This is a genomic window from Faecalibacterium sp. BIOML-A1 (genome assembly GCF_009679715.1).
GTDB classification, from domain to species: domain Bacteria; phylum Bacillota; class Clostridia; order Oscillospirales; family Ruminococcaceae; genus Faecalibacterium; species Faecalibacterium taiwanense.
The window spans coordinates 1-8,382 of the sequence record NZ_WKZJ01000024.1 but is presented as its reverse complement, the minus strand read 5'-3'; the positions used below and the strand labels follow the sequence as shown (position 1 = coordinate 8,382).

11 protein-coding genes and 2 rRNA genes are annotated in these 8,382 nt (G+C 56.6%); 7 read left to right on the top strand and 6 right to left on the bottom strand.

All coding sequences use genetic code 11. The annotated features are described in order from the left end of the window. Window positions 1-84: 84 nt before the first annotated feature. From GKG36_RS15010 to GKG36_RS14435, 4 genes are read left to right on the top strand one after another with little or no spacing between them, the layout of a single operon-like run. Window positions 85-198, top strand: a complete 114-nt coding sequence (locus GKG36_RS15010) for a CD1375 family protein (protein ID WP_263287078.1) — start codon at window positions 85-87, stop codon at window positions 196-198. Continuing rightward, window positions 191-586, top strand: a complete 396-nt coding sequence (locus GKG36_RS14445) for a D-Ala-D-Ala carboxypeptidase family metallohydrolase (RefSeq protein ID WP_154261314.1) — start codon at window positions 191-193, stop codon at window positions 584-586. The genes GKG36_RS15010 and GKG36_RS14445 overlap by 8 nt, the downstream gene beginning before the upstream one ends. Window positions 587-600: 14 nt before the next feature. Further along, window positions 601-828, top strand: a complete 228-nt coding sequence (locus GKG36_RS14440; RefSeq protein WP_044953283.1) for a hypothetical protein — start codon at window positions 601-603, stop codon at window positions 826-828. A gap of 1 nt (window position 829) precedes the next feature. Then, window positions 830-1,081 carry a phage holin gene (locus GKG36_RS14435; RefSeq protein WP_005938144.1) on the top strand — a complete coding sequence of 84 codons (252 nt, stop codon included), beginning with the start codon at window positions 830-832 and terminating at the stop codon, window positions 1,079-1,081. Between the two features lie 434 nt (window positions 1,082-1,515). Here the strand turns inward: GKG36_RS14435 and lepA are convergent, their stop codons facing one another. The 4 genes from lepA to GKG36_RS14415 are packed head-to-tail and all read right to left on the bottom strand — an operon-like array spanning window position 1,516 to window position 5,899. Then, entirely contained in the window at window positions 1,516-3,327 is a 1,812-nt protein-coding gene (lepA, locus tag GKG36_RS14430) for a translation elongation factor 4 (RefSeq protein ID WP_005938147.1), read from the bottom strand. A gap of 20 nt (window positions 3,328-3,347) precedes the next feature. Then, window positions 3,348-4,550, bottom strand: a complete 1,203-nt coding sequence (gene alr, locus GKG36_RS14425; RefSeq protein ID WP_154261312.1) for an alanine racemase — start codon at window positions 4,548-4,550, stop codon at window positions 3,348-3,350. Between the two features lie 3 nt (window positions 4,551-4,553). Next, window positions 4,554-5,333 (bottom strand): tRNA 2-thiocytidine biosynthesis TtcA family protein, encoded by a 780-nt coding sequence (locus GKG36_RS14420; RefSeq protein ID WP_120079735.1) that lies wholly within the window; start codon window positions 5,331-5,333, stop codon window positions 4,554-4,556. Then, the gene (locus GKG36_RS14415) at window positions 5,330-5,899 is read right to left on the bottom strand and encodes a hypothetical protein (protein WP_154261310.1); all 570 of its coding nucleotides are present in this window, start codon (window positions 5,897-5,899) and stop codon (window positions 5,330-5,332) included. The genes GKG36_RS14420 and GKG36_RS14415 overlap by 4 nt, the downstream gene beginning before the upstream one ends. A 310-nt stretch (window positions 5,900-6,209) precedes the next feature. On the opposite strand from GKG36_RS14415, the gene rplM reads away from it, so the two are divergent. The 3 genes from rplM to GKG36_RS14400 all read left to right on the top strand — a co-directional run bounded on the left by rplM (window position 6,210) and on the right by GKG36_RS14400 (window position 7,907). Next, complete coding sequence (rplM, locus tag GKG36_RS14410) at window positions 6,210-6,638, top strand: 50S ribosomal protein L13 (RefSeq protein ID WP_005938158.1); 429 nt, start codon at window positions 6,210-6,212, stop codon at window positions 6,636-6,638. A 17-nt stretch (window positions 6,639-6,655) separates the two neighbouring features. Beyond that, the gene (rpsI, locus tag GKG36_RS14405) at window positions 6,656-7,054 is read left to right on the top strand and encodes a 30S ribosomal protein S9 (protein ID WP_005938160.1); all 399 of its coding nucleotides are present in this window, start codon (window positions 6,656-6,658) and stop codon (window positions 7,052-7,054) included. Between the two features lie 289 nt (window positions 7,055-7,343). Further along, on the top strand, window positions 7,344-7,907 hold the full coding sequence (locus GKG36_RS14400; RefSeq protein WP_154261308.1) for a hypothetical protein: 564 nt from the start codon (window positions 7,344-7,346) through the stop codon (window positions 7,905-7,907). Between the two features lie 108 nt (window positions 7,908-8,015). Here GKG36_RS14400 and rrf read toward each other — a convergent pair. Together rrf and GKG36_RS14390 are read right to left on the bottom strand one after the other, a co-directional pair. After that, window positions 8,016-8,132 (bottom strand): 5S ribosomal RNA (rrf, locus tag GKG36_RS14395). 127 nt (window positions 8,133-8,259) lie between these two features. Then, window positions 8,260-8,382 (bottom strand): 23S ribosomal RNA (locus GKG36_RS14390); the annotation flags it as partial.

Genomic DNA, 8,382 nt, shown 5'->3' with positions numbered 1-8,382 from the left:
CCACAGCATCCCATACAGTGTAGCATACCGCTGGAGAGCGGTCTATAAATACTACTCTTTTATAATACGAGGAGGTGGTGTGTAATGGCAAGGATCTATGCGGCCCTGATCCGCAAGGGCATCAAAACGCTGGAGGATGTGCCCGCCCGGCTGAGGGATGCCGTGGCAGCGCTGCTGCAGGAGGACGGCCATGCTTAACGTTTACTCCCGCGCAAGGGATGGCGAAACGCTGCTGAGCCGCAGCTTCCGCGCAAAGGAATTTGCCTGCAAAGACGGCACCGACCCTTTGTTTGTGGACAGCGAACTGGTGCAGGTGCTGCAGGCCATCCGTGACCATTTTGGCGTACCGGTGGTCATTACCAGCGGCTACCGCACCGCTGCACACAACAGGGCTGTGGGCGGGGCGGTTTACAGCCAGCATCAGTATGGCCGTGCCGCGGATATCCGGGTGTCCGGCGTGCCGGTGGAGCAGCTTGCCGCCTACGCCGAGACCCTGCTGCCCGGCACCGGCGGCATCGGCCGCTACCCCGCAAAAGGCTTTGTCCATGTGGATGTGCGCAAAGCAAAAAGCCGGTGGGTCGGGTAAAGGCGGTGAACGGAATGGAAACGATCTTATCCGCTGTCATTGCCGGGGCCGTGACCCTGATCGGCGTGCTGATTGCCAACAGCCGCAGTCAGGCCGTGACCGACACCAAGCTCGAAGAGCTGACCCGCGAGGTGCGTGAGCATAACAATTTTGCCCGCCGCGTACCGATTTTAGAAGAACAGATGAAGGTGGCCAACCACCGCATCGCTGACCTTGAACAAAATGAGAAAGTGAGGAATTGATATGAACTTTGGTAAAATTTCTGCCGCCACCATCGCCCGCACCGCTGTGCTGCTGCTTGCCCTGACCAATCAGGTGCTGAGCGCTCTGGGCAAACCTATGCTGCCCATTGAGAGCCAGACTGTGGAACAGCTGGTGACCGCCGGCATCACCACCGTGGCCGCGCTGATCAGCTGGTGGAACAACAACAGCTTCACCTCTGCAGCCATTCAGGCCGATGCCGAATACGCCCGCCTGAAGCAGAAAAGTGAGTGAGAAAGCCCTCGAAGCAGTGTATCAGTAGTACTTTTTGACTGAAAAGTATTACTGATGCAGTCGTCTTTCACAGCAGCCCCGGAAGGCACCCAGACAGCCTTTCCGGGGCTTTTTTGCTGCCCAGATGATTCGTTCACGCAGATTCAAGAACGTTTCGCGCAGGTTTCGATGACTTTCGCACTGAAATCATGTATAATCCGGGCAGAAGCAAATCGGAAAAGAGCAGTCAAGAGACTGTAAGCGGCCCCCTAACGCCCCAACGTAAAGGGACTGTTGCAAAATAGTCCCAACGAAAAAAAAGAGATAGGTTTCCCCGAAAGGGGGTGCCCATCTCATTTTTTGTTGTAAACTGAGGTTGTAAAAAAACAGATAGAACCCGCGTTCCGGGTGCATTGCAGCATACCAGAGCGTGGGTTCTCTTTGATCTATAAAGTTTAATCGTCGTCGCTGTCCAGCTTGAGCACAGCGGTAAAGGCTTCACTGGGCAGGGAAACGCTGCCCAGCTGACGCATCTTCTTTTTGCCTTCCTTCTGCTTTTCCAGCAGCTTCTTTTTGCGGGAGATGTCGCCGCCGTAGCATTTGGCAAGCACGTCCTTGCGCATGGCTTTGACCGTTTCACGGGCAATGATCTTGCCGCCGATGGCAGCCTGTACCGGGATCTCGAACAGGTTGCGGGGGATGTTATCCCGCAGCTTTTCGCAGATGCGGCGGCCCTTGGCATAGGCGTTATCGCGGAACACGATCATGGACAGCGCGTCCACAGGGTCGCCGTTGAGCAGGAAGTCCAGCTTGACAAGGTCGCTCTCGCGGTACTCCTTAAACTCGTAATCGTAGCTGGCGTAGCCCCGGCTGCGGCTCTTGATGGCATCAAAGAAGTCGTACACGATCTCGCCCAGCGGCAGAGCATAGTGCAGATCAACGCGCACATCGTCCAGATACTTCATGTCGATCAGCACGCCGCGCTTGTTCTGGCACAGATCCATCAGGCCGCCCACATAGTCGTTGGGGGTGTACAGGTGCACATCCACAAAAGGCTCTTCCTGCTTGACGATATTGGAGGGGTCGGGGTAGCTGGAAGGATTGTCGATCATCTCCACAGTGCCGTCGGTCAGGGTAAGGCGGTAGCGCACGCTGGGGGTGGTGGTGATGATATCCAGATCGAACTCGCGTTCCAACCGCTCGGTGATGATCTCCATGTGCAGCAGGCCAAGGAAGCCGCAGCGGAAACCGAAGCCCAGCGCGGCGCTGGTCTCCAGCTCAAAGGTGAGGGAGGCATCGTTCAGCTGCAGCTTTTCCAGTGCATCCTTCAGGTCGGGGTACTTGGCACCATCAGCGGGGTAGATGCCGCAGAACACCATGGGCTTGACCTGACGGTAGCCGGGCAGTGCTTCGGCGGTGGGATTATTGGCCAGCGTGACGGTATCGCCCACGCGGGTGTCCTGCACGGTCTTGATGCTGGCGGTCAGATAGCCGACCTCACCAGCCTGCAACTGGTCACAGGGAGAAAGGTTGGTAGCACCCATGTGGCCCACTTCTACCAGCGTGAACTCCGCGCCGGTGGCCATCATGCGGATGGTATCGCCGGGCTTCACGGTGCCCTCAAACACACGGATATAGACGATAACGCCCTTGTAGCTGTCGTAGATGCTGTCGAAGATCAGCGCCTTCAGCGGGGCATCCGGGTCGCCGGTGGGAGCAGGAATGTCGGTGACGACACGCTCCAGCACCTGATCCACATTCAGGCCGGTCTTGGCAGAGACGCGGGGCGCATCCAGACAGGGCAGGCCGATCACGTCCTCCACCTCCTGCGCCACCTCGTCCGGGTGGGCGCTGGGCAGGTCGATCTTATTCAGGATGGGCACCAATTCCAGATCATGCTCCAGCGCCATGTAGGTGTTGGCCAGCGTCTGAGCTTCCACACCCTGGGTGGCATCCACCACAAGGATGGCACCCTCGCAGGCGGCCAGACTGCGGCTGACCTCGTAGGCAAAGTCCACGTGGCCCGGGGTATCGATGAGGTTGAACTCGTAGGTCTTGCCGTCCTTGGCGGTATAGTTCATGGTGACAGCGCGGGCCTTGATGGTGATGCCGCGCTCGCGCTCAATGTCCATGTTGTCCAAAATCTGGTCTTCCATGGTGCGCTCGTCCACACTCTTGGTCAGCTCCAGAATACGGTCCGACAGGGTGGATTTGCCGTGGTCGATGTGTGCAATGATACAGAAATTGCGGATATTGTCTCTTGCCATGTAGTTCCTCCGGGAGAAATTTAAGCTTCCAGTATCCAATCCTCGACATCCACGATCTTTCCGTGCTCGAGGTAGACGCGGGGCACGCGGCGGGACACGCCGCACAGCACCTCGTAGGAAATGGTGTCGGTCTTGCGGGCGATGGTCTCGGCAGTATCACTGACGCTGCCGCCCCACAGGATGGCTTCGTCGCCCTCGTGGATGTCCGGGATACCGGTCACATCCACCATCATCTGGTCCATGCACACGCGGCCCAGCACCGGGCAGGCCTTGCCGTGGATCTCCACGATGCCCTTGCCGCAGCTCAGCTGGCGGGGATAACCGTCCGCATAACCGGTGCACAGGGTGGCCACCAGCGTGGGCTTATCGGCGGTGAAGCGGCGGCCATAGCTGGCGCTCTGACCGGGCTGCATTTCCTTGACCATGCTCACCACGGTCTTGAGGGTCATCACCGGCCGGAACTGCCCAAAGCGCACCTCGTCGCTGGGGTCGTAGCCGTAGAGGATGATGCCGGGCCGCGCCATGCAGCGCTCCCGGGCCAATCCCTCGGGCCAGTCCGGGTGCAGCATCACGCCCGCAGAGTTGTCACAGTGGACGGTCTGTGGCTCGCGGCCTGCCGCCTTGAGCGCATGGAACGCTCTGACGAACAGTGCGTGCTGCTCCGCGGTGTAGGCAACGTTCTCTTCGGCGGTGTCGTCGGCCACCGAGAAGTGCTGGAACAGGCCGGTCATCTCAAGGCCCGGCAGCGCACACACAGCCAGCATTTCGCGGATGGCGGCATCAAAATCGGTGCGCAGGGCAAAGCCGATGCGGCCCATGCCGGTATCTGCCTTGAGGTGGATCTTTACTCTGCCGCCTGCCTTTACGGCAGCAGCGGAAAGGTTCTGCGCCTGCTCGGTGGAGTAGCACGCTACGGTGATATCCTCGTGGATGAGGGTCTGGGCGTACTCCGGCTGAACATGGCCCAAAATAAGGATAGGCAGAGTCTGCCCGTCCTGACGCAGCTGCACGGCCTCGGTCAGGCAGCTCACTGCCAGCCATGCTGCACCCTCCTGCGCAAAAACGCGGGCACACTGCACAGCGCCGTGGCCATAGCTGTCGGCCTTGACCACCGCGCACAGCGGCAGTTCACCGGCCCGGGCTTTGACGGCCCGGAAGTTATGCCGCAGGGCATCGAGGTCGATCTCGGCCCAGACGTGTTTTTCAAAAGGTTGAGTCTTCATGATTCATTCTTCCTCGTTTGTAATTGCAAAGCTGCCGCGCCCGGTGTGGACGGGCCGCCAGCCATCGATGCCGCTCTCCTGCAGTGCGTGCAGGGTTTTCTGGCGGAAAGCGTGGTCGGTGCGGCAGCGCTCCTTGACGAACTCCTTGGTCTGTTCGCGCACGGTCACGCCGTCGGCAGGGCAGACGCTCTTGACGATGGGCAGCCCCTCGGCGTTCACTGCGGAAATGACCTCCTGCTCGGTGGCCAGCAGCATGGGCCGGATGAGGGTGAGGTCCCGGCGCGAAAGATAAGTGACCGGCGAGAAGCAGCCGATGCGGCCCTCCCGCCAGAGATTCATGTAAAAGGTCTCCACGGCATCGTCCAGATGGTGGCCCAGCGCCACCTTGTTGCAGCCCAGTTCCTGCGCCGCCGTGTGCAGTGCGCCGCGCCGCAGCTTGGCGCACAGGGCGCAGGGGTTCTTCTCCTTGCGGTAGTCGAACACCACAGGGCCGATCTCGGTGCGGCGGATCTCATAGGGGATATCGTACCGGGCAAACAGCTCCTGCAATACGGTATAATCCATGGGCCTGCCGCCGAACTGCGGGTCCAGCGTGACGGCCTGCACCGTAAAATCAAAGCCGATGTACTTGCGCAGTTCGGCAAGGCCGATGGTAAGGGCCACGCTGTCCTTGCCGCCGGAAACGCCCACCATCACTTTATCGCCGGGGGCGATCATTTCATAGTCCTGCACAGCCTTGCGCATCAGGCCGCACAGACGCTGCATCGCACGGGAACTGCTCATGACAGGGTCACACTTTCCACAAGGTTCACAATGTCGTTGATGGAGGCAAGCTTTGTCAGGCCGGAAACATACACCACGTCACCGCTGGGGTAGGTAATGGTGGCCAGCACCGCATAATACGCCTGAATGTCGCAGCGCACGGCCTCCACCTCGGCACCGTCCACGGTCAGGTTCACCTTGCGGGGCTTGATGACGCCATAGGCCTGCTTGAGGTCCTTCTCGGACGCATCGATAAAGTCTGCGTAGCTGTCGGCAGTGCCGCGCTGCAGCAGCACAGCTTCGTAGTCCTCACCGTCGGCGCTGTCTGCCGTGGCGAGTTCCAGCACGGTACCAAGGGTGCTGTCCTCGGTCATCTGGCATACCTTCCAGACGGAACTGTCATAGTAGACGGAAACGCCGTTTGTGCCGGTGTAGTGGGTGTCCGGGTTTGCGGGCACGCTGCGGTTGACCAGCAGCGTTAAAATAATGTAAGCAATGATGCCCAGAGCAACAAAGATGCCCATAGCGGCCAGAAGCTTGGAGGTGCGGCGCTGGGCAGAGGCGTTGCGGTCGATGTCGTTTGGCATGTAAAAAATTCTCCTTGTATCAGTGCGCAGCAAAAGCTGCCATATCCTTTATAGTATACCACACCCGCAGACAAAATTGTAGCGGGCAGCGGCAGAAAATGTGCGGCCGTGGGCAGAAAATTTTGCAGAAAATGCGTTTTTAGAAATAGCGAGGATTCAAGAGAAAACGTGAGATTTTGCAAGATTGAAAAAATTACAATGAAAAAATCAAAAAATGCTGTTGACAGGCACCTTTTTATGATGTATACTGACACTCGCGCCCCAGAAAGGCGCCTGAAACGTACAAAAAGCTTATCAGGAGGAAATAGATATGAGCACTACTCTCGTGAAGCCCGCTGAAGTCGAGCGCAAGTGGTACCTGCTCGACGCTGCCGGCAAGAGCCTGGGCCACGTCGCTGCTGAGGCCGCTGTTCTGCTGCGCGGCAAGCAGAAGGTCGATTATACCCCCAACGTGGACTGCGGCGATTTCGTTGTTGTCATCAACTGCGATCAGGCTGTTCTGACCGGCAAGAAGGCCGAGCAGAAGTTCCACATCACCCACAGCAAGTACATCGGCGGCCTGAAGAAGGTCCAGTACAGCAAGCTGATGGCTGAGCACAGCGATCTGGCCATGACCTACGCTGTCAAGGGCATGATCCCTTCCAACACCATCGGTGCTAAGGCTCTGACCCGCCTGCACTGCTACCAGGGTGCCGAGCACGCTCACGCAGCTCAGAAGCCCGAGAAGATCGAGTTCTAAGAAGGAGGCAATCGAACATGTACGAAACCAAACCTTATTTCTACGGCACTGGTCGTCGTAAGGATTCCGTTGCCCGCGTTCGTGTTTACACCGGCACTGGCAAGATCACCATCAACGATCGTGATATCGACAACTACTTTGGTCTGGAGACCCTGAAGCTGATCGTCCGTTCTCCGCTGGTCCTGCTGGGCCTGGAGGGCAAGTACGATGTCGTCGTCCGCGTTTCCGGCGGCGGTGTTTCCGGTCAGGCTGGCGCTATCCGCCACGGCCTGAGCCGCGCTCTGCTGCAGCAGAACGAGGAGAACCGTGCTGCTCTGAAGAAGGAAGGCTTCCTGACCCGCGATCCTCGTATGAAGGAACGTAAGAAGTATGGTCTGAAGGCTGCCCGTCGTGCACCTCAGTTCTCTAAGCGCTGATTTTACCCGTATTGCAAACTTTGCAGCTCTGCCTTGGCAGAGCTGCTTTTTTATTGCAAGTTTTCTGCTGAACTGGGGTGCGCGATTGCGCACATCAGGCGGTTGCCCCGCATTTTTTTGATTCCTATACATCCTGCCTAAAAAATGGAGAATTATTTTTCACAATGCGCGCGAAAGGGGTTGAAACCTGCGTGAATGCAGTTTGACCCGGGGGGGATGTATTACAATAAACAAGAAAAGGGGGAAACCCCGACTGTAAAGGATAGAATCAGAAAGGATGTGTTTTATCGTGAGAAAAATCTCAAGACGGGCAGTTTTGCTTTTAGGCGGCGCATTGACACTGACTGCACTGACAGGCTGCTGGCCCAGCGGCATCAGCAGTTCAGAGCAGACAAAAAATGCAGTAAAGACTGCACTGAAAGCGGCAGTTGAGCAAAGCGAGGATTCTTATAATCTGGTCGAAAACAAAGCGCTGAGCGTAAAAGCACGGGCCATTCTGGAGGCATATCTTAAGGAAGTTGAGGCTGGATACACGGATGTCTTTGAGTCTCAGAATGTAACCCATATTTGGCCGACAGATGTAACTGTCGGTGACGACGGATTCGGAACGGCTGTCTTTTCCATGCCGGAGAATGCTGTTGATCCGCAGGCGTGGAAAAGAGCTGCGAATGCATTGGTGGCAAATTTTCTGTGTTATTATCAATACAATGGCAATACTGTTGAGTACTGCGTTGAAATTGTGAAGCAGGAGGCCGCAGATGGACAAGGTGAAGCGGCAGACTATATGGTGATTTTTGCCAAAAAACATGATGGGGAGGAAGGCGGAGAAATCTGGACGCCGCCGGCACTCTGATATTTTTTGATACCAGCATCCCTGTATAAACCCGGAGAAAAAGATTTGACAAAGCTTTCCGGCAAAAGAAAAACGCCTCAGAATTTCTTCTGAAGCGTTTTTTGTTCAAGTCGGCGACTACCTATTTTCACACGCCGTTTCCAGCGAACTATCTTCGGCACAAGTGAGCTTAACTTCTGTGTTCGGAATGGGAACAGGTGGAACCTCACCGTCATCGACACCGACCGATCTGACTGAACCAGTATAACATGTTTGTTGTACTTTGTCCAGTATTTCTTAGAAGGACGTGCCTTCAAAACTGAATAATCACTGCTCACATTTTTTCGTTGACTCTCAGAGTCTCAAGCGAATTGTGGTCAAGCCCTCGACCTATTAGTACACGCTTGCTGAATGGATCGCTCCACTTACACATCGTGCCTATCAACCTTGTAGTCTTCAAGGGGTCTTACTTGTTTAAAACAATGGGATATCTTAT

Bases quoted from the DNA above. Each gene is read 5' to 3' on its own strand.
- GKG36_RS14415 (WP_154261310.1), bottom strand. From the start codon at position 5,899: ATGCCAAACGACATCGACCGCAACGCCTCTGCCCAGCGCCGCACCTCC.
- alr (WP_154261312.1), bottom strand. From the start codon at position 4,550: ATGAAGACTCAACCTTTTGAAAAACACGTCTGGGCCGAGATCGACCTC.
- GKG36_RS14440 (WP_044953283.1), top strand. From the start codon at position 601: ATGGAAACGATCTTATCCGCTGTCATTGCCGGGGCCGTGACCCTGATC.
- lepA (WP_005938147.1), bottom strand. From the start codon at position 3,327: ATGGCAAGAGACAATATCCGCAATTTCTGTATCATTGCACACATCGAC.
- GKG36_RS14420 (WP_120079735.1), bottom strand. From the start codon at position 5,333: ATGAGCAGTTCCCGTGCGATGCAGCGTCTGTGCGGCCTGATGCGCAAG.
- GKG36_RS14445 (WP_154261314.1), top strand. From the start codon at position 191: ATGCTTAACGTTTACTCCCGCGCAAGGGATGGCGAAACGCTGCTGAGC.
- GKG36_RS15010 (WP_263287078.1), top strand. From the start codon at position 85: ATGGCAAGGATCTATGCGGCCCTGATCCGCAAGGGCATCAAAACGCTG.
- rpsI (WP_005938160.1), top strand. From the start codon at position 6,656: ATGTACGAAACCAAACCTTATTTCTACGGCACTGGTCGTCGTAAGGAT.
- GKG36_RS14435 (WP_005938144.1), top strand. From the start codon at position 830: ATGAACTTTGGTAAAATTTCTGCCGCCACCATCGCCCGCACCGCTGTG.
- rplM (WP_005938158.1), top strand. From the start codon at position 6,210: ATGAGCACTACTCTCGTGAAGCCCGCTGAAGTCGAGCGCAAGTGGTAC.